Consider the following 21,678-nt stretch of genomic DNA (forward strand, 5'->3'; position numbering starts at 1 on the left):
AAAGAGTCAACAAACAGGTTGAGGAGGTCGAGATGTTTACTGAGATTAAGTCTATCGTAACCCGCGCACCGGCATCTCTGGCGCAGGATGCCACCGGGGCGCTCGCGATCCTCGTCCTCTTCGCGGCCATGCTGCACCTGCCTGTTTTGATCTGATCTGCCTGCGGTCTGTGCTTGGCGCCCCGCGTTCTCGGGCCCCCACTCGAAACGCCAGTCCCCGCGTAGTTTTGCGCACCGGACGATCCGAGATTTGCCTGTCTCGCGCCGTTCCCCAACAGATCCGCTGCCTTGCCGCCGCCTCCTGACCGGAGCGCGGCGGTTTTTTTGCTTTCAGAGCCGGTAAATCTCGGTAAATTTCGCGTCGAGATAGTCGAGCAGCGGCGCCTCTTTCGGGGCCGCGCCGCAGGCCGCTTCGATGGTCTCGCGCGGGCCCCGCAAGGCGCCGTGGCGTTGCAGCCGCTCCCGCAGCCAGCCGGTGCAGGCACTGGCATCGCCTCGGGTCAGACCATCTTCCCAGTCGGGCAGATCGCGCTTGAGCGCGTCGAACAGGCACCCGGCATAGACATTCCCGAGGCTGTAGGTCGGGAAATACCCGAACAGCCCCACCGACCAATGCACGTCCTGCAGCAGCCCGTTAGACGGCTTGTCGACCGCGACCCCGAAATCGGCTTTGAACCGGGTGTTCCACGCCTCCTCAAGATCGCTGGCCTCCAGCCGTCCGGCGATCAGGTCCCGCTCCAGATCGAAGCGCAGCATGACATGGAGGTTGTACTGGATCTCGTCCGCCTCGGTGCGAATGTAGCCCGGGCGCACCCGGTTCACCGCGCCGTAGAACGCGTCGGCATCGTCGATCCCCAGCCCGCCGAAGGCCGCGCCCATGCGCTGGAACAGCCAGCCGGTGAAGGCCCGGCCGCGCCCCAGCTGGTTCTCGTAGATCCGGCTCTGGCTCTCATGGACCCCCATGGAGGCCCCGCGCCCGATCGGGGTCAGCAGGTGCGCGGGATCGACCCCTTGCTCGTAGGTGGCGTGCCCGACCTCGTGGATGGTGGAGTAGAAGCAGTTGAACGGGTCGTCTTCGGCCACCCGCGTGGTGATCCGCACGTCCCGGCCCGAGCCGGAGCTGAAGGGATGCACTGCGAGGTCGATCCGCCCGATATCGAGGTCGTACTGAAACGCCAGCGCCAGATCCCGTGACAGGGCGAGCTGCGCATCGCGCGGAAACGTCCCGGCAAGGGCAGGGGGCGCGTAATCCGCCCCGAGCACCCGGTCCCGCAAGGCCACGAGGCGCGGGCGCATCCGGTCGAAGAGTGCGGCGATCTCGGCCTCCGTCGCGCCGGGCTCGTAGTCGTCCAGCAGCGCATCATAGAGAGGCCTGCCGTCGGCGAGTGCCTCGGCCTCCTCCCGGCGCAGGGCGACGACTTCTTCCAGCACGGGCAGGAAGGCGGGCACATCCTCGGCCGCGCGTGCCTCGGCCCAGCGACCCTGCGCCAGCGACGTGACGCGGGCAAGCTCCGCCGCCAGACGCGCGGGCACCTTGGTGTTGCGGGCGTAGCTGCGTGCGATCTCGCGCAGGTTGGCGGCCTCCACCTCGGTCTCGGGCGTGGCGGCGGCCAGCCAGTCGCCGATCCGCGGGTCGGTGCGGCGGGCATGCAGCACGCCCTCCATCGCGGCCATCTCGGCGCTGCGTTGCTCCGCGGCCCCGCGCGGCATGACCGTTTCCTGGTCCCAGCCGAGCCGCCCGGCGACTTGCGCCAGGGCTTCGGTCTCGCGCTGATACGCCATCAGCTCGGCAAGTGCGCTCATGCCACGGCCCCGCGCAGGGAGGTTGCGACCGGATACCGCGCCCGGAACCGCGCCCGCAGGATCAGGCAGATCGTGACCACCGCGCCGAACTGGTGCGCGATGGCCCAGGTCCAGGGCGCCGCGTTCAGCACCGTGACGATGCCCAGCACCATCTGCCCGAAAAGGATCACCGCCACCCAGTCAAAGGCGCGCTTGGTGGTGACATGGGCGCTGCGCCGCGACCGCCACCAGACATAGAGCCCCACGAGCAGCAACAGGTACCCCACCATCCGGTGGTTGAACTGCACCAGCCCCGGATCCTCGAAGAAGTTGCGCCAGATCGGCTCGAGCTCCCACATGTTCAGGGGCAGGAACCCGCCCGCCATCAGCGGCCAGTCGGTATAGGTCCGGCCCGCATCGATCCCGGCGACCAGCGCGCCCAGCAGGATCTGCACCGCCGCCAGCCCCATGAGCCAGTTTGCCCCCGTCACGAGCCCTGCTTCGCCGGACCGGCGGGCCTGCAACAGGTCGCGCTCGGGACGGCCCAGGACCATGATGTACCAGGCGATCAGCCCCAGGATGAAGAAGGCCAGCCCCAGATGGGTCGCCAGCCGGTAGGAGGCCACGTCCAGCATGGTGCCGGTCAGCCCGCTGGCCACCATCCACCAGCCGATCGCGCCCTGAAGCCCGCCCAGAACCCCCAGCAGGAACAGCCGACCGGTCCAGCCCGGCGGGATTTTTCGCGTCACCAGAAAGCCGAAGAACCCCAGCGCCCAGACCAGCCCGATCACCCGGCCCAACTGCCGATGGCCCCATTCCCACCAATAGATGAACTGGAACTCGGCCAGGGTCATGCCCTTGTTCTGCAACTGGTATTCCGGGATCGCGCGATAGAGGTCGAACTCCCGCGCCCAATCCTCGGCGCTGAGCGGCGGGATCGCCCCCGCGATCGGCGCCCATTCCGTGATCGACAGCCCGCTATCGGTCAGCCGGGTCAGACCGCCCACGGCGATCATGATCACCACCAGCCCGAACAGCATCATCAGCCAGACCCGCACCGCCCCGCGCGCGCCCGTGCGGGCCGCCCGGTCGATCACGCCCGGCTGGACCGGCTGCGCCTTGGGCTGTGCCTCGCTGACCTCTTCGAAAATGCTGCGTTTCTTGCTCATTTCTCGCCTCGGCTCTGTTTGGCGCGGACAGTATTGCCCTGCGCCGCGCGCTTCAAGATGCGCCCCCGGAGCGATCCTTCCAGCGTACGAGTTGCCGCAGCACCCCGTGCAGGGTCTGCACATCCGCGAGCGTCAGGGGCAGGCGCGACCACATGTTGCGCATGTTCAGCTTCATGCTCTCGGCCTTGTGGTCGGGGAAGAAGAACCCGGCCTCCTCCATCCGCGTCTCGAAATGGTCGCCAAGGGCCGTGATCTCCGCCCCGTTGGCGTAGCGCGTGCCGGCCATCTCCATCACTTCCGCGGGCGTATCGGTGGTCTGGCGGCCCCATTCATAGGCCGTCAACAGCACGCATTGCGCGAGGTTCAGCGACGGAAAGGCCGGGTTGACGGGGACCGAGACAATCGCGTTTGCCAGCGCGATGTCTTCGTTTTCCAGGCCCGCGCGCTCCGGCCCGAACAGGACCGCGACCCGCTGGCCTTCGGCGATCAGGGCGCGGGCCTGTTCCATGGCGCGCTCCGGCGTGACCACGGGCTTGGTCAGGTCGCGGGGCCGGGCGGTGGTGGCAAAGACGTAATCGGCATCGGCCAGCGCCTCCGCGGTGCTGCCATAAAGCCCCGCTTCGTCCAGCAGCCGTCCCGCGCCGGAGGCCATGGCGACGGCCTTCTCGCTGGGCCAGCCGTCCCGGGGGGCCACGACCCGCATCCGGTCGAGCCCGAAGTTCCACATGGCACGGGCGGAGCCGCCGATATTCTCGCCCATCTGCGGGCGCACGAGCACGAAGGCCGGTTGGGAAGGCGTGTCGGTCATGGCCCGCGTCATAGGGCCAGAGCCGCGCAACGGCAATGGTCAAGCCCGCCCAGCCGGTTTATAGCACGTCCAAGAAAATCAGGAGCCACCCATGGCCGACACGCCCGAGCAGCCGCAGCTTTACCTCGTCACCCCGCCGGAGATCGAATTATCCAGTTTCCCCGGCACGCTCGCCCGTCTTCTGGACGGGGCCGAGATTGCCTGTGTGCGGCTGGCGCTGTCCACCCGCGACGAGGATCGCATCGCACGCGCGGCGGATGCCTGCCGCGAGGTGGCCCATGCCCGGGATGTGCCGCTGGTGATCGACACCCATTTCCGCATGGTCGAGCGGCTGGGCCTTGATGGCGTCCATCTCGGCGACGGCGCGCGCTCGGTGCGCAAGGTCCGCAAGGAGATCGGGGCCGAGGCCGTGGTCGGCGCCCATTGCGGTGCCTCCCAGCATGACGGCATGACCGCAGGCGAGGCCGGGGCCGATTACGTTGCCTTCGGCCCGGTCGCAGCCAGCCTGACCGGCGCAGGCGAGGTGGCGGAGGCCGATCTTTTTGCCTGGTGGTCGCAGATGATCGAGTTGCCCGTGGTGGCCGAAGGCAACCTGACCACCGCCGCGGTCGAAACCCTCGCACCGCTGACGGATTTTTTCGCCCTGGGCGAAGAGATCTGGGGCACGGACGACCCGCTGGAGGCCCTGCGCACCCTCACCGCGCCCCTGGGCTGAGGCTCAGACCATGGGCGCCATCAATTCGACCTCCGCGCCGTCCCGGATCGCGGTGTAGAAACAGGTCCGCCGGTTGGTGTGGCATGCTGGGCCTTCCTGGCGGACCTGGAGCAGCAGGCAATCGCGGTCGCAGTCCACGCGCATCTCGACCAGGGTCTGCACATGGCCCGAGGACTCGCCCTTGATCCAGAACGCTTGGCGCGAGCGCGACCAGTAGGTCACGCGCCCGGTCTCCAGCGTGCGCGCCACGGCCTCGGCATTCATCCAGGCCATCATCAGCACCTCGCCGCTTGCGGCATCCTGGGCGATTGCGGGGATCAGGCCTTGGTCGTCATATCGCAGGCTTGCGGGATCGAATTCCATGTGCTCCTCCTTAACAGAGCGGATTTGCGGTCTACTTACGCAGGACCCGGAGGAAAAGCCATGTCAGACACGGACCTGATCAAACTCTATTCCCAGCGTATCCTGGGTCTTGCGGCCGAGATCCCCCATGCCGGGCGGCTGCCCGATCCCGACGCCTCGGCCAAGAAGCGCTCGCCGCTCTGCGGGTCGACGGTGACGGTGGATGTGAAGCTGGACCAGGGGCGCGTTGCGGCTTTCGGGCAGGACGTGAAGGCCTGCGCACTGGGGCAGGCGGCGGCGTCGGTGCTGGGCGGGGCCGTGATCGGGCGCAGCCGGGCAGAGATCGAGGCGGCCCGCGACGCGCTGAAGGCGATGCTGAAAGAGGGCGGGCCGGTGCCCGACTCGCCCTTCGACGGGTTCGAGGTGCTGCAACCGGCGCGGGACTACAAGAACCGCCATGCCTCGATCCTGCTGTCGCTTGACGCGACCGTGGCTGCCATGCGCGAGGCCGAAAGCGCCCATTGCGCCTGAGGGACCGGAGGGCCAGCCCTCCGGACCTCCCGGGATATTTCGGGACTTGAGATAGGGAAAACGCGCCTGCGGGTGGCGGGCGCGTTAACCTTAATACCTGGTGAAGGCCTTATTTCTCCGGGATCAATCCGCGCGGGCTGAAACGCAGCACCAGAAGCAGCACGATCCCCATGGTCAACAGCCGCATATGGGCCGCGCTTTCGATCAGATGCTCTTTCAGGGCGGAGCCGTCTTCCATGCCTGCGGTGATCAGCGCCATGAGTTGCTGGCCCATCGGCTCCACCTGGATCCACAGGAACCAGATCAGGAACCCGCCCAGGATCGCACCCCAGTTGTTGCCCGACCCGCCCACGATCACCATCACCCAGATCAGGAAGGTGAAGCGCAGGGGCTGGTATGAGGAGGGAATCAGCTGGCTTTCCATCGTCACCAGCATTGCGCCCGCGACGCCACATATGGCCGAGCCCATGACGAAGATCTGCAAATGCCGCTTCTTGACGTCCTTGCCCATGGCCTCGGCGGCGGTTTCGTTGTCGCGGATCGCCCGCATCATCCGCCCCCAGGGGGAGCGCAGCGCCATCTCCAGCAGCCACAAAAGCGCCAGCAGCACCGCAGCGAAAAGCCCCGCATACGCGAGCTTGACCACGATCGACGAGGCCACCACCGGGTCGTAGCCCCAGCTCGTCATGCGGGCCACGAAGTCGGGGTCGTTCTGCAGGTCGATCTCGTAGGGGACGGGCCGCGGGATCGAGACCACGTTCTTCACGCCGCGGCTGAGCCAATCCTCGTTCTTCATTACCGCGATGACGATTTCCGCGATCCCCAGGGTCGCAATCGCCAGATAGTCGGACCGCAGCCCGAGCGCGGCCTTGCCCACCACCCAGGCCGCGGCGCCCGCGAGCGCCCCACCGATGGGCCAGGCCAGCAACACCGGCAGGCCCAGCCCGCCAAGATACCCCGTGCCCGCCGGGTTCACCGCCTCGATCGCTGCCACGGCCGGGTCGAACAGCGCGCGATAGCTGAAGAACCCCGCCAGCAACACGACGATCAGCGCCAGAGTGCGCATCCGCCCCGGTGCCATCCGCTGATAGAGCAGAATGGACCCCGCAAGTACGATCAGCCCCCAGAACAGCGCCAAGACCACGCGCAGCCCGCCTGCGGACCATGCCTCGCCCACAGGCGGCATCGAGACCAGCACAACCGCCAGCCCGCCGAGTGCGGCGAACCCCATGATCCCTACATTGAACAGGCCCGCATAGCCCCACTGCATGTTCACACCCAGCGCCATGACCGCCGAGATCAGCCCGTAATTCAGGATCGTGAGCGCCACGTTCCAGCTCTGGATCACGCCGGTGGCCACGATCAGCAGGGCGACAATGCCGAACAGGCCCAGATTGCGCAGATTGACCGTCATACGGATTTCCCCTTGAACAGCCCCGTGGGTTTGAACAGCAGCACAATGATCAGGATGGCGAAACTGACCGCGAACTTGTAATCCGTGGACAGCAACTGCACGAGCCCGTCCGGCTCCAGCGCCTCGGGCAGCAGGTATTCCAGCACCTTCTTGAACGCGTAGGTGATCGTGACTTCCGAGAAGGCGATCACGAACCCGCCCGCGATGGCGCCCAGCGGACTCCCCAGCCCCCCGACGATGGCGGCGGCGAAAATCGGCAGCAACAGTTGGAAATAGGTGAAGGGTTTGAACGACTTGTCGAGCCCGTAAAGCGTGCCCGCCACCGTGGCCAGCGCCGCCACGATCAACCAGGTCACCATCACCACCCGTTCGGGGTTGATGCCGGACAGCAGCGCCAGATCCTCGTTGTCGGAAAACGCCCGCATCGATTTGCCCGTGCGCGTCCGGTTCAGAAACCAGAAGAGCAGCGCCACCACAATGACCGCCGTCACCACCGTCAGGCCCTGGGTCGTGCGCAGGGCCAGCCCCTCGTCGAGGCCCGTCAGGTTGCGGAACTCCCGCGCCGAGATGATGAACCGCTCGCCATCGGCAAAGCGCTGGTCGTCCGGGCCGATGATGAAGCGCACAAGGGCGTTGGTGACGAACATCACGCCGAGCGAGGCGATCACGAAGATCACCGGTACGGCCTTCTGCTGGCGGTAGAATTTGTATACCAACCGGTCGGTCCCCACCAGCAGCGCGCCCGTCACCAGGATGCCGAAGGGCAGGGCGAGCAGAGCCGTGGGCAGGGGCCCGAGGCTGATCCCAATGGACTGGAAAGCCCAGGTGAACAGGATCGTCGCCATGGTCCCGAAGGCCATCGTGTCGCCATGGGCGAAGTTGGAAAACCGCAGGATCCCGTAGATCAGCGTGACACCGAGCGCGCCGAGCGCCAGTTGGCTCCCATAGGCGGTGGCGGGGACGACAACGAAGTTGAGGAAAGCCACGAGGGCGTTGAGGAAGTCCATCACAAGGCCTCGCAGGTACCGGTATAACTCACCATTGTCGGCCCCTCGGCCACATGCACCGAAAGCCGCGCCTCGACCCCGATCAGGGTCAGCATCATCCGCAGACTCTCGCCGTCAAAGAACATGGTCCGCTCGTTCGGCCCGGCCTTGAGCACGAACCCCGGATAGGTGCCCGCATCGGTTTCCGCCACGAGCCGCCCGGTGATGAATTGCGTGCCGGTGGGCAGGCTGATCTGCACGTCAAAGCCGCTTTCGGTGCAGGTCTCGGTTTCCAGGCACTCGGTGTCGAATCGACAGACCGTGTTGGCGGCGGCGAGGCTCGGCAGAAAAGCCAGCAATGCCAGATAGATGAACCGCATGCCTCAGCCCCCCAGGAACGATTTGCGCACATCCGGATCGGCCAGCAGCGCTTGTCCGGTGTCGGTGTAGCGGTTGCGCCCCTGCACGAGGACATAGCCCTTGTCGGCGATCTCCAGCGCCTGGCGCGCGTTCTGCTCGACCATCAGGATGGAGATGCCTGTGCGCGCCACCTCGATGATCCGGTCGAAAAGCTCGTCCATCACGATGGGGCTGACCCCGGCGGTCGGCTCGTCCAGCATCAGGACCTGCGGCCGGGTCATCAGCGCGCGGCCCACGGCGACCTGCTGGCGCTGCCCGCCCGACAGCTCGCCCGCCGCCTGCCTGCGCTTTTCGCGCAGGATCGGGAACAGCTCGTAAACCTGCTCCATCGTTTCCGAAATGTCGTCCCGGCGCAGGAAGGCGCCCATCTCGAGGTTCTCCTCCACGGTCATGGTGGTGAAGATGTTGTTCACCTGCGGCACGAAGGCCATGCCCTTGGCCACGCGCGCCTGGGGGCTGAGGCCGGTGATGTCCTCGCCATCGAGCCGTACGGATCCGGTATGTATGTTCAGCATCCCGAACACAGCCTTCATCGCCGTGGATTTGCCCGCGCCGTTCGGTCCGACGATCACCGCGATCTCGCCGCGGTCCACCGCGAGGGTGCAGTCATGCAGGATATCCGCGCCGCTGCCATAGCCGCCGGTCATCCCGTCGCCGATCAGGAAGGGCTCGCCCGGATGGGCAGCGCTGCGTCCCTCGGGCGCTGTGCCGGGGGTCAGCGTGCCGCCGGGGCGCGGGTTGGTGATCGACGCGTCCTTGTTCCCGCGCGCCTCCTGGTAAGGGTTCTGCGCGCTCATGCCGGCGTCTTTTCCTTGTTCTTCAGGCCCGTACCGAGATAGGCCTCGATCACCTGCTCGTTGGCCTTGATCTCGTCGATGGTGCCCTCGGCCAGCTTCTTGCCCTCGGCCATGACGATCACCGGATCACACAGCTTGCCGATGAAATCCATGTCATGCTCGATCACGCAGAAGGTATAGCCACGCTCCTGGTTCAGCCGCAGGATCGCATCGGCGATGGTGCCCAGAAGGGTACGGTTCACCCCCGCGCCGACCTCGTCGAGAAACACGATCTTGGCGTCCACCATCATCGTGCGCCCCAGCTCCAGCAGCTTCTTCTGCCCGCCGGACAGGTTCCCGGCCCGCTCGTCGCGCAGATGATCTATGGTCAGGAATTCAAGCACTTCGTCGGCCTTCTTTCCCAAGGCCGCTTCCTCGCGCGCGATCTGGCCGCGCTTGAACCACGCGTTCCACATGGTCTCGCCCGATTGCGCGCCGGGCACCATCATCAGGTTCTCCCGCACGGTCATCGAGCCGAACTCATGGGCGATCTGAAAGGTCCGCAGCAGCCCCTTGTGAAACAGATCATGGGGCGGCAGGCCGGTGATGTCCTCGCCCAGCATGGTGACCTTGCCGGATGTCGGTTGAAGATTGCCCGCGATCACATTGAACAACGTGGTCTTTCCGGCGCCGTTGGGTCCCACGAGCCCGGTGATCGAGCCCTCCGCAATCTCCAGCGTGGCGCCGTCCACGGCTCGAAAGCCGCCGAAATGCTTGTGCAGGTTTTCGACCTTTATCATGGGCGCCCTCATGGAAAACAGCCCGGGGATGCCCGGGCTGCTCTGGTAATGTCAACCGCTCAGCGGAACCGGACAGTCGTGACCTTGCCGTCCTTCATTTCCATCTCGCGGTAATTGCCCGCGGATTCGCCGCCCCCGATCAGCTCCACCGCCGAGGCGCCGACATAGTCGATCTCGCCCCCTTCGGCGAGGATCTTGAGGCCTTTTGCCAGCTCACCCGGCAAAATCTCTTCGCCCGGCGCGTTGGCCACGTCCATCACGTGATCCTTGTAGTCGCCCGGCTCGGCGGAGCCTGCCGCTTGCATCGCCAGCATGATCAGAGCCGCGGCATCGTAGCTTTCGGCCGAGAAGGGCGAGGTCGAATCGTATGCATCGCCCACCATCTCCGCATAGATCCGCTTGCCGTCGCTGTCGGTGCCCGGGTTCTGCCCGAAGGATCCGTCGATGTCGGACCCGAAGTTTTCCTCCAGCGCGACGGAGACCATGCCATCCGGCAGCACGAAGGTGTCGAACGCACCGGTGTCGAGCGCGGCCTGGATGATGCCCGACCCGCCCTGGTCCACGTAGCCCGCCACGACCAGCACCTCGCCGCCCGCAGAGGCCAGCGCGCCGACCTCGGCGGAATAATCCGCCTTGCCGTCCTCATGGGCCGCCACGAGAGTCACGGTGCCGCCCGCCTCCTCGAAGGCCGCGGCGAAGCTGTCCGCGAGCCCCTTGCCGTAGTCGTTGTTGGTGTAGGTAACCGCCACTTCCTTGAAGCCGCGATCCATGATGATCTCGGTCATCACCACACCCTGACGCGCATCCGAGGGTGCCGTGCGGAAGAACAGGCCGTTGTCTTCGACCGTCGACAGGGCCGGCGAGGTGGCCGAGGGCGAGATCATCACAACTCCGTTCGGCATCGCCACGTTGGACAGGATCGCGCCCGTCGCCCCGGAGCACATCGCCCCCATTATGCCCTTCACCCCGTCGGAGGTGATCAGCCGCTCGGCGGCAGAGGTCGCCGCACCGGCATCGATGCAGGTGCTGTCGGCCCGGACCGGCGTGACCGTGGATCCACCAAGCAGCAATCCGCTGTCGGAGACTTCCTTCATCGCCATCTCGGCCCCCATCGCCATGGGCGGCGCCAGCGATTCCAGCGGCCCGGTGAAGCCCACCGAGATACCGATCTTGATGTCGTTCGATTGCGCGGCGGCGAAGGTCGCCATGGCCACGGTCGCCACGGAGGCGAGAAGCAGCGATTTCATGTGTAACTCCCAAGTTGGATCTTGTTGCCCAGATCGCAGGCTAGAGCGCCAATCGGGGAAAGAAAAGGGGGACAAGGTCGACATTCCCTTGCGGAAACCGGCTCCGCGGCCCCGGGCTACCCAGAACTGCGTAGGCATCAGTCCTCACATCCCCGTGCGACGCGGGTGGAGGGCTTGGTCCGGGCCGCGCGCCACCTATCTGGTATCTCCAGCGCCCCCAATACCGGAGCCCGCCATGATCCGCCTCGTCACCATGATCGCCCTCGGCCTCAGCCTGTTGTCCCCCGCGGCCTGGGCGGAAACGCTCACCACCTCCGCCGGACCCGTCGAGGTCAAGGAGATCGTGCGCGACCTCGACGAGCCCTGGGCCTTCGGCTTTCTCCCCGAGGGCGGCGTTCTGATCACCGAGCGGGGCGGCGCGCTGCTGCATATTCGCCCCGACGGGACCCGGACCGAGGTCTCCGGTCTGCCGCGTATCGCCGTGGGCGGGCAGGGTGGCTTGCTCGACCTGCTGATCCCGGCCGATTTCGCCCAGACCCGCGAGGTCGTCTTCAGCTACTCCCGGCCGCAGGCCCGCGGCGCGGGCACCGCTGTGGCGGTCGGGCGCTTTTCGGCGGATGGCCGCGCCCTGGAGAACACCCGCACCATCTTCGCGATGGAAGAAGGCACCCGTGGCGGGCGGCATTTCGGCTCCCGCATCGTCGAGGGGCGCGACGGGTTTCTCTATGTCACCATCGGCGACCGGGGCGACGATGACAGCGCCCAGAACCTCGCGATCGAAAGCGGCAGCGTCATCCGCATCGCCCGCGACGGCGGCATCCCCACCAGCAACCCGTTCACCGGCACCGAGGGCGCGCAGCCCGAGATCTGGTCCTATGGCCACCGCAACCCCCAGGGGGCGGCCCTGGATTTGCAGGGCAACCTCTGGGTGGTCGAACACGGTGCCCGCGGCGGGGACGAGATCAACCGGGTCGAAATGGGCGCCAATTACGGCTGGCCGGTGATCTCCTACGGGCGGCATTACTCGGGCCTCAGGATTGGCGAGGGCACAGCCAAACCGGGGATGGAACAGCCGGCCCATTTCTGGGACCCCTCCATTGCCCCCTCGGGCATGATGATCTACTCCGGCGCGCTCTGGCCCGAATGGGAGGGCGATTTCTTCGTCGGCAGCCTGAAATTCGGCTACCTGTCGCGGCTTGAGGCAGGCAGCTTCGCGGAAGAAGAGATCACCGGCGACACCACCGCCCGCCTGCGCGATGTGCGCGAAGGGCCCGATGGCGCAATCTGGTTCCTCAGCGTCGGCAACGGCGCGCTCTACCGCATGAGCCCGGCGGAGCGCAGCTAGCCCCGCCGGATCCGTGCTCAGCCCCTGCGCCGCTTGGCAGCACCGAGCGCGCCGAGACCGCCCAGCAGCAGCAGCGCAGGCATCGGCAGCGGAACCGCAGCCGTGTCGATGCGCATATCGTCATAGCCGAAGCCCGACGGTTCGTTCACCGGGGTCAGCCACACGCTGGTGGCCTTGTCGAGCCCGGCGATGGTGTAGAAATCCTTCGTGTTCGACACGCTGTCGAACCCGGTAAAGGTGTCGGTCACGATCCCCGCCGCCGTCGTGAAACTCAGCATGAGGGAGGACGCGCTGCCGCCCTCGTCGGACACGATGTTCATCGAGAACTGCGAGGTCGCGTTGGGGAACACCACCTCCAGCGCGTTCTGGCAATCCCCCGGCACACAGGACAACACATAAGTCGTGCGCGGGTTGGGCGTGTCGTTGAAGATCCGCACCTCCGCCGGGGCCGTTGTGTTGAAGGTGAAGCCGTCCACGACCAGGCTCTGTCCGTTGAGGCTGGTGGCCAGCCCCTCGAAATCCACCGAGGCGGCGGCGACAGGCCCCGCCAGCGCCAAGGCGCACAATGCACTCGTTAATAGTTTCATGATCAATTCTCCTTGGTCACAGCCCGCCAAAATCGGCGAGCGTGGCCAGGATCGCACCGAACCCGTCAGCGGGCCGTCATGCAGGCGTTGTCAAACCGACAGCCGCCCGGCCTGCGACCCGCGTTCGCGGTAAGGGGTGGTATTGTATTGCGACCGGTAGCATTTGGAGAAATGCGAGGGCGAGGTGAAGCCGCAGGCAAGTGCGACGTTGATCACGCTCATATCCGTCTGCATCAACAGGTTGCGCGCCTTCTGCAACCGCAATTCCATGTAGTATCGCTTGGGCGAGCGGTTCAGGTAGCGGCGGAACAACCGCTCCAGCTGCCGCGTGCTCATGCCGATATCCGAGGCCAGAACTGACGGGCTGATCGGCTCTTCGATATTGGCCTCCATCATCTGGATCACCTTGCTCAGCCGCGGATGGCGCACCCCGATCCGCGTCGGCGTGGACAGCCGCTGGGTGTCCTGGTCGGTGCGAATGCTGGTGTAGATCAGCTGGTCGGCCACCGCATTGGCCAGATCCTCCCCATGGTCGTCGGCGATGATCTTCAGCATCAGGTCGATCGATGCCGTGCCCCCCGCCGTGGTGTAGCGGTTCCCGTCCATCACGAAGACCGACTTGGTCAGCTCAATCTCTTCGAATTCTTCGAGAAAGCTGTCGTGGTTCTCCCAGTGGATCGTCGCGCGCCTGCCATCCAGCAGTCCCGCCTTGGCCAGCGTATAGCCCGCCGTGCACAGCCCCGCCGTGACCACGCCGCGCCGCGCCTCCCGCCGTACCCAGTTCAGCAATGCCTTTGACGAGGCCGATTTCACATCGATCCCGCCGCACAGGAACACCACGTCATCGCGGCTCAGTTCTTCGAGATCCATGTCCAGCTTGAAGCCGACCCCGGCCGAGCAATAGGCGATCTCGCCCCCTTCGCCCGCCAGCCGCCACTCATAGAGCGCCTCGCCCGCCATCCGGTTGGCGATCCGCAAGGCCTCCACCGCCGAGGCGAAGCACAGCATGGTGAAATTCTCCAGCAGCACGAAGACATACCGCTTCGGCTTGGCGACCGGACCAAGCGACGGGCGGCGCGCGTCGGGCTGTTCTGGCGGAGGCAAGGTCATCAAGGCCGTCTCACGTTTCGTGTCACGAGACAGGATTTGGGCCGTCGGTGCAATGCCCACCGGCCCCGCGCGGGCCGAATTCCGCAGGAATCAGCGGCACAATGCGCATTGGCAAGCCGGGATCGGTCCAGTAAGCAAGCATCCTGTTGGCCGCGCAACCTGTGGAGGAAAGCAATGACCAAGGCGTGGAGCAAATCTGACTGGCGCACAAAGCCCCGGATTCAGATGCCCGAGTATATGGACCCGGCGGCCCTGGCCGCGGTGGAGGCCCGGCTCACCCAGTATCCGCCCCTCGTCTTTGCCGGCGAGGCCCGCTCCCTGCGGCGCGAGCTGGCCGATGTGGCCAATGGCAAGGGCTTCCTGCTCCAGGGTGGTGACTGCGCCGAGAGCTTCGGTGAATTCGGCGCGGATCTCATTCGCGACACCTTCAAGGTGATGTTGCAGATGGCGATGGTGCTCACCTATGGCGCCAAGGTTCCTGTGGTCAAGGTTGGCCGCATGGCGGGGCAATTCGCCAAGCCGCGCTCCGCACCCACCGAGGTGAAGGAGGGCGTCGAGCTGCCCAGCTACCGCGGCGATATCATCAACGATCTCGACTTCACGCCCGAGAGCCGCATCCCGAACCCCGAAAAGATGCTGCAGGCCTACACCCAGGCGGCCGCGACGCTCAACCTGCTGCGCGCGTTTTCCAAGGGCGGCTATGCCGACATCCACCAGGTCCACGCCTGGACGCTGGGCTTCACCGACCGCGACGAGGCCGAGAAATATCGCGAAATGGCGACCCGCATCGCCGATGCGCTGGATTTCATGAAATCCGCGGGCCTGACCTCCGAGAACAATTCCGAACTGGCGACGGTGGATTTCTACACCTCCCACGAGGCGCTCCTGCTGGAATACGAAGAGGCACTCTGCCGGATCGACACGACCACCGGCCTGCCGCTGGCGGGGTCGGGCCACATGCTGTGGATCGGTGATCGCACCCGGCAGCCGGACGGGGCCCATGTTACCTTCTGCGCGGGCGTGCAGAACCCGATCGGGCTGAAATGCGGCCCCTCGATCACCACCGACGACCTCAAGGTGCTGATGGCGCGGCTCAATCCGAAAAACGAGGCCGGGCGACTGACGCTCATTGCGCGCTTCGGGGCGGGCTCTGTCGGTGATCACCTGCCGCGTCTGGTCAAGGCCGTTCAGGAGGAAGGCGCCAACGTGGTCTGGTCCTGCGATCCCATGCACGGCAACACGATCAAGAGCGCGTCGGGCTACAAGACCCGGCCCTTCGAGAGCGTGCTGCGCGAGGTGCAGGAGTTCTTCGCCGTCCATAACGCCGAGGGCACCTATCCCGGCGGCGTGCATTTCGAGATGACCGGCAAGGACGTGACCGAATGCACCGGCGGGGTACGCGCGGTCTCGGACGAAGACCTCTCCAGCCGCTATCACACCGCCTGCGATCCGCGCCTGAACGCGAGCCAGGCGCTGGAGCTGGCCTTCCTCGTCGCCGAGGAAATCGAAACCCATCGCGGGGCGACCGGCGCGGCCAAGCGCACCGCCTGATCCGACCTGCGATCCAGGGCAACGCGCCGCCGTCCCGACAGGGGCGGCGGCGTTGTCATGTCGGGTCCTGGGGGCAGGTTACTTGATGACCCTCAGGTAGCCAGGCAGGGACTGCGCCGGTGCCACTTCGGCAGCAGGGGCCGATGTCGGGGTGCCATAGCGCGCCGCAGGCTCGTGGAAGCCTTCGAGCACCCGGTCCTGAGCACGCACCTTGGGGCGGCGCAGGGCAGGCTGCCCGGTCTCGGTTGGGGCAGGCAGCGGCGTGGAGCGCGATTGTGTGACCTGGAACCGGTAGGGCGGCGACAGGATCGCGCCCTGGGCGACAAGACAACCGAGCGCCCGGGTCACGTTGCCATCATCGTCCAGCAACGGCAGGATCAGCAGCTCCGCATGGGTCGTCTCGGCCCCCGGGCTGCGCGATTGCAGGGTCAGCTCCAGCGACGACGGGCTGCGGAATACGTTCTCGATCATCGGCAGCAGCTTGTTGCGCTGGGTGTGGTTGAACACCGCACTGAGGGGCATGCCGCGCACCTCCATGCCCATCAGGTCGTTCAAGTGCCCCCCCGCGACCCGGAACCGCGCCAGGCCCGGCGCGATTTCTTCGAGGATGAACGCATAGGGCAATGCCCCCTCGATCCGACGCGGGTCGATATCGGCGCGCCGGGGCAGGGCATCCCCGTCACGCATGCTTTCCCAGTAGTCCATGACATCCAGCAGGATCTTGCTGCGCAAAGTGACCTTCTTCTTGTTCAGAGACACGATGGTATTATCCGCTTGGGTTACGTGGTCGCTTACATTCGATACGTGGTCCGGCACCTGGAACTCCTCACGCCGGCAAACAGAACACGCCGGAGTTGTCGAAGCGAGTGTCCGATGTTAACGGTTACTCGCATAATGATTACTGATATCTTAATAGTCCGGAATTCTCGAAAATTACATGTGAAAAAATCACCGATGGTTAACTCCCGTGGCTAGATCCATGACCGGTTTCGCCACCCGGGAAGGCAGTTTCGAGGACTGGACCTGGACCTGGGATATCCGCGCCGTGAACGGTCGCGGGCTCGACGTGAAACTGCGCCTGCCGGACTGGCTGCCCGGGCTCGACCGCGCCGTCCGCGCCCGGATCGCGAAGGCCGCAAAGCGTGGCAACATCTCCGTCGCCCTGCGCCTCAATCGCGCCTTCGGCAGCGGTCAGAGCGTGAATGCCGAAGCGCTCGACGCTGCCCTGCGCGCCCTGTCGGACCTGACGCTGCGCGCCGATCAGGCGGGGGTGCAGCTGTCGCCTCCCAATGCACTGGATTTGCTGAACTTTCGGGGCATATCCGAGACCGCGCCCCTGTCCGACGAGGCGCTTTCATCGCTGCAAGCCGCGCTGCTGGTTGACCTCGACGCCGCCTTGCCGGCCTTTGTCGAGAGCCGCGAGCGCGAAGGGGCCGCCACCGCGGCGGGGCTGACCGAGGCGCTGGACCAGGTCGCGGGGCACCTTGCCACCGCGCGCCGTCTTGCCAAGGCCCGGCGCGACACCCAGGCCAGCCGCCTTAAAACCGCCACCGCGCAAATCCTCGAAGCCGCGGGCGAAGGCGCGCCGGACCCCCAGCGCATCGCCCAGGAACTGGCCCTTCTGTTCGTAAAGGCTGACGTTGCGGAAGAGTTGGACCGCCTCGACACCCATGTCTCCAGCGCCTGCGAAATCCTTAACGCGGACGCCTCCATGGGCCGCAAGCTGGACTTTTTGATGCAGGAATTTAACCGTGAGGCGAACACGCTCTGCTCGAAATCCGCCGATGCCGCGCTGACGCAGGTGGGGCTGGATCTCAAGGTGCTGATCGACCAGATGCGCGAACAGGTCCAGAACCTCGAATAGCGCGGTGGTTGCCCTGCGCGGCGCAACCTCCTATGCAACGGCACGAAGACGAACGAGGGGGCGTCCATGACCATCCACTCCGCGCGCAGGGGGCTCTTGATCATCCTGTCCTCACCATCGGGGGCTGGAAAATCCACTCTGGCCAAACGGCTGATCGCCTGGGATCCGACCCTGTCCTTCTCGGTCTCCGCCACCACTCGCGCGCCGCGTCCGGGCGAGGTGGACGGCACCGATTACCACTTCCTCGACGAGAATGCCTTTCGCGACCTGGTCCACACGGGCGGCATGCTGGAACACGCTCATGTCTTCGGAAACTTCTACGGCAGCCCCATGGCCCCGGTAAAACGCGCCATCGACGGTGGCCGCGACGTTCTGTTCGACATCGACTGGCAAGGTGCGCAGCAAATCCGCAACTCGGACCTGGGCAAGCACACCCTGTCGGTCTTCATCCTGCCGCCCTCGATCAAGGAGTTGCGCCGCCGGCTGGAAACCCGGGGCCAGGACACGCCCGAGACCATCGGCAAGCGCATGCAGAAAAGCTGGGACGAGATCAGCCATTGGGACAGCTACGATTACGTCCTGATCAACGAGGATATCGACGAGACCGATGCGCGGCTGAAATGCATCGTGTCGGCCGAGCGGATGCGCCGCGCCCAGCAACCGGGTCTGCAGGCCCATGTGCGCGCCCTGCAGGAAGAGTTCGAGAAGGAAAGAACATGATCTATGCCCTCGACGGCATCGCCCCGCAATTCCCCGCCTCCGGCAACTACTGGGTCGCGCCGGACGCCAATCTGATCGGCAAGGTCGTTCTGGAAGAGGCCAGCTCCGTGTGGTTCGGCGCCACCCTGCGCGGCGACAACGAGGAAATTCGCCTCGGGACCGGCTCCAATATCCAGGAAGCCTGCGTATTGCACACGGACATGGGCTTCCCCCTCACGATCGGGACGAACTGCACCATCGGGCACAAGGCGATCCTCCACGGCTGCACCATCGGCGATGGCAGCCTGGTCGGCATGGGCGCCACGATCCTGAACGGCGCCCGCATCGGCAAGGGCTGTCTGATCGGTGCGGGCGCGCTGGTGACCGAAAGCAAGGAGATCCCGGACTTCTCCCTCGTGATGGGCGCACCGGGCAAAGTGGTGCGCACCCTCGATGAGACGGCGCAGGCCGGGCTGCTGGAATCGGCCACCGGCTACCAGGCCAACATGCGCCGCTTCCGGGCGGGCTTGACCGCGCTCTGAGACTGTTGCGCGGAAGCCGCAGTTTGGCCGGCCGCGGCTCGACACATCGTCTTGCGATTCGAAAATCAGAGAGAGACGACCCCGACCGGGCCGCCGCGATCGGTCAGTGCCCGCTGGCCATTTGCGCAGCCCGCGGATCGCTGATGATCCGGAACTGGATGTGGCCCGCGAATTCCCGGATTTCCCGCTCGATCAGGCCGGGATTGGGCAGGTCCGGTCCAACCGCCCACAATTCTCCGAAGAACCCGGCGAAGGACAGGGCCTCGGCCACATCGACGATATCGAAACCTTCGGAAAAGAGAGGCGCAACAACAACTTCCGGCCGGAACTTATCAAGAAGCGTCTCATTGAGCGCCGCAAAATCGACCGATTGGATCAGCAGGTCTTCCGTCGCGGCATTACGCGCGACCACCGCATGCTGGCAATCTGACAGTTGCAGATAAAGTGCCACACGCGCCGTCTTGAGATCCCCGTTCAAATTGGCTGGAGTCCCCATTGCCAAACGGCCTTCGTAGTCATCGTGCATGGACAAAAGATCCCCCTTGGATCCCTCGGGATCCTTTCTCCGACTGCGCACCGTCTTTCCCTAACCCAACGGAAATGTGACTCAAGCGCCCGGGAAAGAAAAGCGGCTTGTTATGGCCCAGCCCATCGCAGAATAGTCCGCGCAACATTATGAGGACGCTCCATGGATCAGGCCGAGCTTTCCGAAATCGTCTCGGGCATTCCAATTCCGGCCTTTCTGATTGCCGGAAATGCCCGGGTCCAAACGATGAATACTGCTGCGAATGCCCTGTTCGGGGCAGAGGTACAAGGGCGCCATTACGTGACAGCCCTGCGCCAACCGGCGATCCTGCGCGCGATCGAGGAGGCGCTGCGCACGCGCAGCCGGACCACCGGCCATTACACCGTGTCGGGCGATGTCAGCGACCAGCGCTTCCGCGTCACCGCCGCCCCCCTCGGCCCCGACGCGGTGTCGGGCATCCTCGTCTGTCTCGAAGACATCACGCCGCTCTACGAGGCAGGGCAGATGCGCCGGGATTTCGTCGCCAATGTCAGTCACGAGCTGCGCACTCCGCTGACCGCTCTGATGGGCTTCATCGACACGCTCCAGGGGCCCGCGCGCGACGATGCCGCCGCGCGGGCGCGGTTTCTCGGCGTCATGGCCCGCGAGGCAGGGCGGATGAACCGACTGGTGGGGGATCTTCTATCCCTCAGCCGGGTGGAGTTCTCCGAAAGACAAAAGCCCGAGGACCGGATCAAGCTGTCGGACGTTCTGCGCGCCTCCCGCGCCATGCTCGCCCCAGAGGCCGGGCAGGACGCGGTGCATCTCGATCTCGGGGCCGGGGAGGGGCAGAGCGACATTGTCTTGGGGGAGGCCGACCAGCTGCGCCAGGTCTTCAACAATCTGATCGAGAACGCCCTGAAATACGGCGGCGCCGAGTCGCCGGTCGAGGTGCGCCTGTCGCTGACCGACCAGGATCCCTACCTGCGCAGCCCCGCGGTGCGGGTCGATGTGCGCGACCACGGCCCGGGAATCGCCGCCCATCACATTCCCCGCCTGACCGAGCGATTCTACCGCGTGGACGAGCACCGGTCCCGCGAGCTGGGCGGCACCGGTCTGGGACTGGCCATCGTGAAACATATCGTGCAACGCCACCGCGGCCGCCTCGCCATCACCAGCGAGCCGGGCGCAGGCGCCTGTTTTTCGGTGATTATTCCCACCGCCGGGGCGGCACCGCGCAGCTAGTCGCGCCCTGCCACGACCCCCTGCCGCCACGTCAGCAGGCGCCGTCATAAAAGCGTTACAAAATTTTAACAAAAGCATCGCACGCGACCCATAGAAGCGCGGTTGAGCGTCCAGGAAAAGGCGCCTCGGGATCAACCTAGGAGAGCATCGTCATGCATTCTGTCAAACTCGCAGCAACCGTCGCCGCCGCCGCGCTTGTCGCCGCGTCCGCCGCCGCCGCCCGCGACCAGGTCCAGGTGGCCGGGTCCTCTACCGTGCTGCCCTATGCCGCCATCGTCGCCGAAGCCTTCGGCGAAAACTTCGACTTCCCGACCCCGGTCGTGGAATCCGGAGGCTCTTCGGCGGGGCTCAAGCGGTTCTGCGAAGGCGTGGGCGAGAACACCCTCGACATCGCCAATGCCTCCCGGCAGATCCGCGACGCCGAGGTCGCCGTCTGCGCCGAAAACGGCGTGACCGAGATCATCGAAGTCCGCATCGGCTATGACGGCATCGTCTTTGCCTCTGACATCAACGGCCCGTCCTTCGCCTTCACCCCCGAAGACTGGTACAAGGCGCTCGCCGCCGAGCATTTCATCGACGGCGAACTGGTCGCCAACAGCCTCGAGACGTGGGACCAGGTCAACCCCGACTTCCCCGCCCAGCCGATCCAGGCCTTCGTGCCCGGCACCAAGCACGGCACCCGCGAAGTGTTCGAGGAAAAGGTGATCCTGCAGGGCTGCCAGGATGGCGGCTTCTTCCAGGCGATGTTGGATGCGGGCGTCGATGAGGACACCGCCGAAGAGAAGTGCATGTCCCTGCGCACCGATGGCCGCTCCGTCGATATCGACGGCGATTATACCGAGACCCTGGCACGCATCGCCAGCGACACCAACGGTATCGGCGTGTTCGGCCTGGCGTTCTACGAGAACAACACCGACAAGCTGCAGGTCGCGACCATGAACGGCGTCGTGCCCACCACCGAGGCCATCGCCGCCGGCGATTACCCGGTGTCGCGCCCGTTGTTTTTCTACATCAAGAAGGCGCATATCGGCGTGATCCCGGGCCTGCAGGAATTCGCGGAGTTCTTCGTTGCCGACGAGATTGCCGGCCCCGACGGCCCGCTGGCCGCCTATGGCCTCGTCTCGGACCCGGCCCTGGGCGAAACGCAGACGCTCGTGGCCTCCGGCCAGTCCATGTAAACCCCGATCCCGGGACCGGAGGGGCCGCCACGCCCCTCCGGTTCCTCTTCTTTGCCCCGACGT

The 21,678-nt window shown here is 65.7% G+C and carries 24 protein-coding genes; 10 read left to right on the plus strand and 14 right to left on the minus strand.

What is annotated here, in order from left to right:
* Window positions 1-32 precede the first annotated feature (32 nt).
* A complete protein-coding gene (locus DSHI_RS22975) occupies window positions 33-155 on the plus strand; it encodes a hypothetical protein (protein WP_274580190.1) in 123 nt (40 codons plus the stop codon).
* Between the two features lie 174 nt (window positions 156-329).
* Here the strand turns inward: DSHI_RS22975 and DSHI_RS07695 are convergent, their stop codons facing one another.
* Genes DSHI_RS07695 through DSHI_RS07705 form a run of 3 tightly spaced genes read right to left on the minus strand, consistent with a single transcriptional unit; the run spans window position 330 to window position 3,758 of the window.
* On the minus strand, window positions 330-1,802 hold the full coding sequence (locus DSHI_RS07695; protein ID WP_012178183.1) for a carboxypeptidase M32: 1,473 nt from the start codon (window positions 1,800-1,802) through the stop codon (window positions 330-332).
* A complete protein-coding gene (gene ctaA / locus DSHI_RS07700) occupies window positions 1,799-2,950 on the minus strand; it encodes a heme A synthase (protein ID WP_012178184.1) in 1,152 nt (383 codons plus the stop codon). The genes DSHI_RS07695 and ctaA overlap by 4 nt, the downstream gene beginning before the upstream one ends.
* 52 nt (window positions 2,951-3,002) lie before the next feature.
* Window positions 3,003-3,758, minus strand: a complete 756-nt coding sequence (locus DSHI_RS07705; protein WP_044027681.1) for an RNA methyltransferase — start codon at window positions 3,756-3,758, stop codon at window positions 3,003-3,005.
* A 91-nt stretch (window positions 3,759-3,849) separates the two neighbouring features.
* On the opposite strand from DSHI_RS07705, the gene DSHI_RS07710 reads away from it, so the two are divergent.
* Complete coding sequence (locus DSHI_RS07710; protein ID WP_012178186.1) at window positions 3,850-4,473, plus strand: thiamine phosphate synthase; 624 nt, start codon at window positions 3,850-3,852, stop codon at window positions 4,471-4,473.
* Window positions 4,474-4,476: 3 nt separating this feature from the next.
* Here the strand turns inward: DSHI_RS07710 and hisI are convergent, their stop codons facing one another.
* On the minus strand, window positions 4,477-4,836 hold the full coding sequence (hisI, locus tag DSHI_RS07715) for a phosphoribosyl-AMP cyclohydrolase (protein ID WP_012178187.1): 360 nt from the start codon (window positions 4,834-4,836) through the stop codon (window positions 4,477-4,479).
* Window positions 4,837-4,896: 60 nt separating this feature from the next.
* Between hisI and DSHI_RS07720 the strand changes: the two genes are divergently transcribed.
* Window positions 4,897-5,346 (plus strand): iron-sulfur cluster assembly scaffold protein, encoded by a 450-nt coding sequence (locus DSHI_RS07720; protein WP_012178188.1) that lies wholly within the window; start codon window positions 4,897-4,899, stop codon window positions 5,344-5,346.
* Window positions 5,347-5,455: 109 nt separating this feature from the next.
* Here DSHI_RS07720 and DSHI_RS07725 read toward each other — a convergent pair whose 3' ends face one another.
* Genes DSHI_RS07725 through DSHI_RS07750 form a run of 6 tightly spaced genes read right to left on the minus strand, consistent with a single transcriptional unit; the run spans window position 5,456 to window position 10,989 of the window.
* The gene (locus DSHI_RS07725) at window positions 5,456-6,760 is read right to left on the minus strand and encodes a branched-chain amino acid ABC transporter permease (RefSeq protein WP_012178189.1); all 1,305 of its coding nucleotides are present in this window, start codon (window positions 6,758-6,760) and stop codon (window positions 5,456-5,458) included.
* Entirely contained in the window at window positions 6,757-7,767 is a 1,011-nt protein-coding gene (locus DSHI_RS07730) for a branched-chain amino acid ABC transporter permease (RefSeq protein ID WP_012178190.1), read from the minus strand. The genes DSHI_RS07725 and DSHI_RS07730 overlap by 4 nt, the downstream gene beginning before the upstream one ends.
* A complete protein-coding gene (locus DSHI_RS07735) occupies window positions 7,767-8,126 on the minus strand; it encodes a hypothetical protein (protein WP_012178191.1) in 360 nt (119 codons plus the stop codon). The genes DSHI_RS07730 and DSHI_RS07735 overlap by 1 nt, the downstream gene beginning before the upstream one ends.
* A gap of 3 nt (window positions 8,127-8,129) precedes the next feature.
* Entirely contained in the window at window positions 8,130-8,963 is an 834-nt protein-coding gene (locus DSHI_RS07740; RefSeq protein ID WP_012178192.1) for an ABC transporter ATP-binding protein, read from the minus strand.
* Window positions 8,960-9,742, minus strand: coding sequence for an ABC transporter ATP-binding protein (locus tag DSHI_RS07745; RefSeq protein ID WP_012178193.1), 783 nt, complete (start codon window positions 9,740-9,742; stop codon window positions 8,960-8,962). Before DSHI_RS07745 ends, DSHI_RS07740 begins: the two co-directional genes overlap by 4 nt.
* 59 nt (window positions 9,743-9,801) lie before the next feature.
* Complete coding sequence (locus DSHI_RS07750) at window positions 9,802-10,989, minus strand: ABC transporter substrate-binding protein (RefSeq protein ID WP_012178194.1); 1,188 nt, start codon at window positions 10,987-10,989, stop codon at window positions 9,802-9,804.
* A gap of 235 nt (window positions 10,990-11,224) precedes the next feature.
* Between DSHI_RS07750 and DSHI_RS07755 the strand changes: the two genes are divergently transcribed.
* Entirely contained in the window at window positions 11,225-12,334 is a 1,110-nt protein-coding gene (locus DSHI_RS07755) for a PQQ-dependent sugar dehydrogenase (protein ID WP_012178195.1), read from the plus strand.
* A gap of 17 nt (window positions 12,335-12,351) precedes the next feature.
* Here DSHI_RS07755 and DSHI_RS07760 read toward each other — a convergent pair whose 3' ends face one another.
* Together DSHI_RS07760 and DSHI_RS07765 are read right to left on the minus strand one after the other, a co-directional pair.
* On the minus strand, window positions 12,352-12,921 hold the full coding sequence (locus DSHI_RS07760) for a hypothetical protein (protein WP_012178196.1): 570 nt from the start codon (window positions 12,919-12,921) through the stop codon (window positions 12,352-12,354).
* A 90-nt stretch (window positions 12,922-13,011) separates the two neighbouring features.
* Window positions 13,012-14,031, minus strand: coding sequence for a GlxA family transcriptional regulator (locus DSHI_RS07765; RefSeq protein ID WP_012178197.1), 1,020 nt, complete (start codon window positions 14,029-14,031; stop codon window positions 13,012-13,014).
* Window positions 14,032-14,205: 174 nt separating this feature from the next.
* Between DSHI_RS07765 and DSHI_RS07770 the strand changes: the two genes are divergently transcribed.
* Window positions 14,206-15,582 (plus strand): class II 3-deoxy-7-phosphoheptulonate synthase, encoded by a 1,377-nt coding sequence (locus DSHI_RS07770; protein WP_012178198.1) that lies wholly within the window; start codon window positions 14,206-14,208, stop codon window positions 15,580-15,582.
* Window positions 15,583-15,660: 78 nt separating this feature from the next.
* Here DSHI_RS07770 and DSHI_RS07775 read toward each other — a convergent pair whose 3' ends face one another.
* The gene (locus DSHI_RS07775; RefSeq protein WP_012178199.1) at window positions 15,661-16,398 is read right to left on the minus strand and encodes a PAS domain-containing protein; all 738 of its coding nucleotides are present in this window, start codon (window positions 16,396-16,398) and stop codon (window positions 15,661-15,663) included.
* Window positions 16,399-16,561: 163 nt separating this feature from the next.
* On the opposite strand from DSHI_RS07775, the gene DSHI_RS07780 reads away from it, so the two are divergent.
* From DSHI_RS07780 to DSHI_RS07790, 3 genes are all read left to right on the plus strand, one after another.
* A complete protein-coding gene (locus tag DSHI_RS07780; protein WP_012178200.1) occupies window positions 16,562-17,446 on the plus strand; it encodes a YicC/YloC family endoribonuclease in 885 nt (294 codons plus the stop codon).
* Window positions 17,447-17,512: 66 nt separating this feature from the next.
* Complete coding sequence (gene gmk / locus DSHI_RS07785) at window positions 17,513-18,166, plus strand: guanylate kinase (protein WP_012178201.1); 654 nt, start codon at window positions 17,513-17,515, stop codon at window positions 18,164-18,166.
* Entirely contained in the window at window positions 18,163-18,687 is a 525-nt protein-coding gene (locus DSHI_RS07790; protein ID WP_012178202.1) for a gamma carbonic anhydrase family protein, read from the plus strand. Before gmk ends, DSHI_RS07790 begins: the two co-directional genes overlap by 4 nt.
* Before the next feature lie 103 nt (window positions 18,688-18,790).
* Here the strand turns inward: DSHI_RS07790 and DSHI_RS07795 are convergent, their stop codons facing one another.
* On the minus strand, window positions 18,791-19,213 hold the full coding sequence (locus DSHI_RS07795; RefSeq protein ID WP_044027683.1) for a hypothetical protein: 423 nt from the start codon (window positions 19,211-19,213) through the stop codon (window positions 18,791-18,793).
* A 162-nt stretch (window positions 19,214-19,375) separates the two neighbouring features.
* On the opposite strand from DSHI_RS07795, the gene DSHI_RS07800 reads away from it, so the two are divergent.
* Together DSHI_RS07800 and DSHI_RS07805 are read left to right on the plus strand one after the other, a co-directional pair.
* Window positions 19,376-20,437 carry an ATP-binding protein gene (locus DSHI_RS07800; protein WP_012178204.1) on the plus strand — a complete coding sequence of 354 codons (1,062 nt, stop codon included), beginning with the start codon at window positions 19,376-19,378 and terminating at the stop codon, window positions 20,435-20,437.
* A gap of 152 nt (window positions 20,438-20,589) precedes the next feature.
* On the plus strand, window positions 20,590-21,615 hold the full coding sequence (locus DSHI_RS07805; protein ID WP_012178205.1) for a substrate-binding domain-containing protein: 1,026 nt from the start codon (window positions 20,590-20,592) through the stop codon (window positions 21,613-21,615).
* Window positions 21,616-21,678: the final 63 nt, after the last annotated feature.

The sequence above is a fragment of the Dinoroseobacter shibae DFL 12 = DSM 16493 genome (assembly GCF_000018145.1).
In the GTDB taxonomy this organism is placed as follows: domain Bacteria; phylum Pseudomonadota; class Alphaproteobacteria; order Rhodobacterales; family Rhodobacteraceae; genus Dinoroseobacter; species Dinoroseobacter shibae.

Bases quoted from the DNA above. Each gene is read 5' to 3' on its own strand.
- hisI (WP_012178187.1), bottom strand. From the start codon at position 4,836: ATGGAATTCGATCCCGCAAGCCTGCGATATGACGACCAAGGCCTGATC.
- DSHI_RS07795 (WP_044027683.1), bottom strand. From the start codon at position 19,213: ATGCACGATGACTACGAAGGCCGTTTGGCAATGGGGACTCCAGCCAAT.
- DSHI_RS07725 (WP_012178189.1), bottom strand. From the start codon at position 6,760: ATGACGGTCAATCTGCGCAATCTGGGCCTGTTCGGCATTGTCGCCCTG.
- DSHI_RS07720 (WP_012178188.1), top strand. From the start codon at position 4,897: ATGTCAGACACGGACCTGATCAAACTCTATTCCCAGCGTATCCTGGGT.
- DSHI_RS07755 (WP_012178195.1), top strand. From the start codon at position 11,225: ATGATCCGCCTCGTCACCATGATCGCCCTCGGCCTCAGCCTGTTGTCC.
- DSHI_RS22975 (WP_274580190.1), top strand. From the start codon at position 33: ATGTTTACTGAGATTAAGTCTATCGTAACCCGCGCACCGGCATCTCTG.
- DSHI_RS07695 (WP_012178183.1), bottom strand. From the start codon at position 1,802: ATGAGCGCACTTGCCGAGCTGATGGCGTATCAGCGCGAGACCGAAGCC.
- DSHI_RS07705 (WP_044027681.1), bottom strand. From the start codon at position 3,758: ATGACCGACACGCCTTCCCAACCGGCCTTCGTGCTCGTGCGCCCGCAG.
- DSHI_RS07790 (WP_012178202.1), top strand. From the start codon at position 18,163: ATGATCTATGCCCTCGACGGCATCGCCCCGCAATTCCCCGCCTCCGGC.
- DSHI_RS07780 (WP_012178200.1), top strand. From the start codon at position 16,562: ATGACCGGTTTCGCCACCCGGGAAGGCAGTTTCGAGGACTGGACCTGG.
- gmk (WP_012178201.1), top strand. From the start codon at position 17,513: ATGACCATCCACTCCGCGCGCAGGGGGCTCTTGATCATCCTGTCCTCA.
- DSHI_RS07740 (WP_012178192.1), bottom strand. From the start codon at position 8,963: ATGAGCGCGCAGAACCCTTACCAGGAGGCGCGCGGGAACAAGGACGCG.
- DSHI_RS07770 (WP_012178198.1), top strand. From the start codon at position 14,206: ATGACCAAGGCGTGGAGCAAATCTGACTGGCGCACAAAGCCCCGGATT.
- ctaA (WP_012178184.1), bottom strand. From the start codon at position 2,950: ATGAGCAAGAAACGCAGCATTTTCGAAGAGGTCAGCGAGGCACAGCCC.
- DSHI_RS07710 (WP_012178186.1), top strand. From the start codon at position 3,850: ATGGCCGACACGCCCGAGCAGCCGCAGCTTTACCTCGTCACCCCGCCG.
- DSHI_RS07805 (WP_012178205.1), top strand. From the start codon at position 20,590: ATGCATTCTGTCAAACTCGCAGCAACCGTCGCCGCCGCCGCGCTTGTC.
- DSHI_RS07760 (WP_012178196.1), bottom strand. From the start codon at position 12,921: ATGAAACTATTAACGAGTGCATTGTGCGCCTTGGCGCTGGCGGGGCCT.
- DSHI_RS07800 (WP_012178204.1), top strand. From the start codon at position 19,376: ATGGATCAGGCCGAGCTTTCCGAAATCGTCTCGGGCATTCCAATTCCG.
- DSHI_RS07745 (WP_012178193.1), bottom strand. From the start codon at position 9,742: ATGATAAAGGTCGAAAACCTGCACAAGCATTTCGGCGGCTTTCGAGCC.
- DSHI_RS07730 (WP_012178190.1), bottom strand. From the start codon at position 7,767: ATGGACTTCCTCAACGCCCTCGTGGCTTTCCTCAACTTCGTTGTCGTC.
- DSHI_RS07765 (WP_012178197.1), bottom strand. From the start codon at position 14,031: ATGACCTTGCCTCCGCCAGAACAGCCCGACGCGCGCCGCCCGTCGCTT.
- DSHI_RS07750 (WP_012178194.1), bottom strand. From the start codon at position 10,989: ATGAAATCGCTGCTTCTCGCCTCCGTGGCGACCGTGGCCATGGCGACC.
- DSHI_RS07735 (WP_012178191.1), bottom strand. From the start codon at position 8,126: ATGCGGTTCATCTATCTGGCATTGCTGGCTTTTCTGCCGAGCCTCGCC.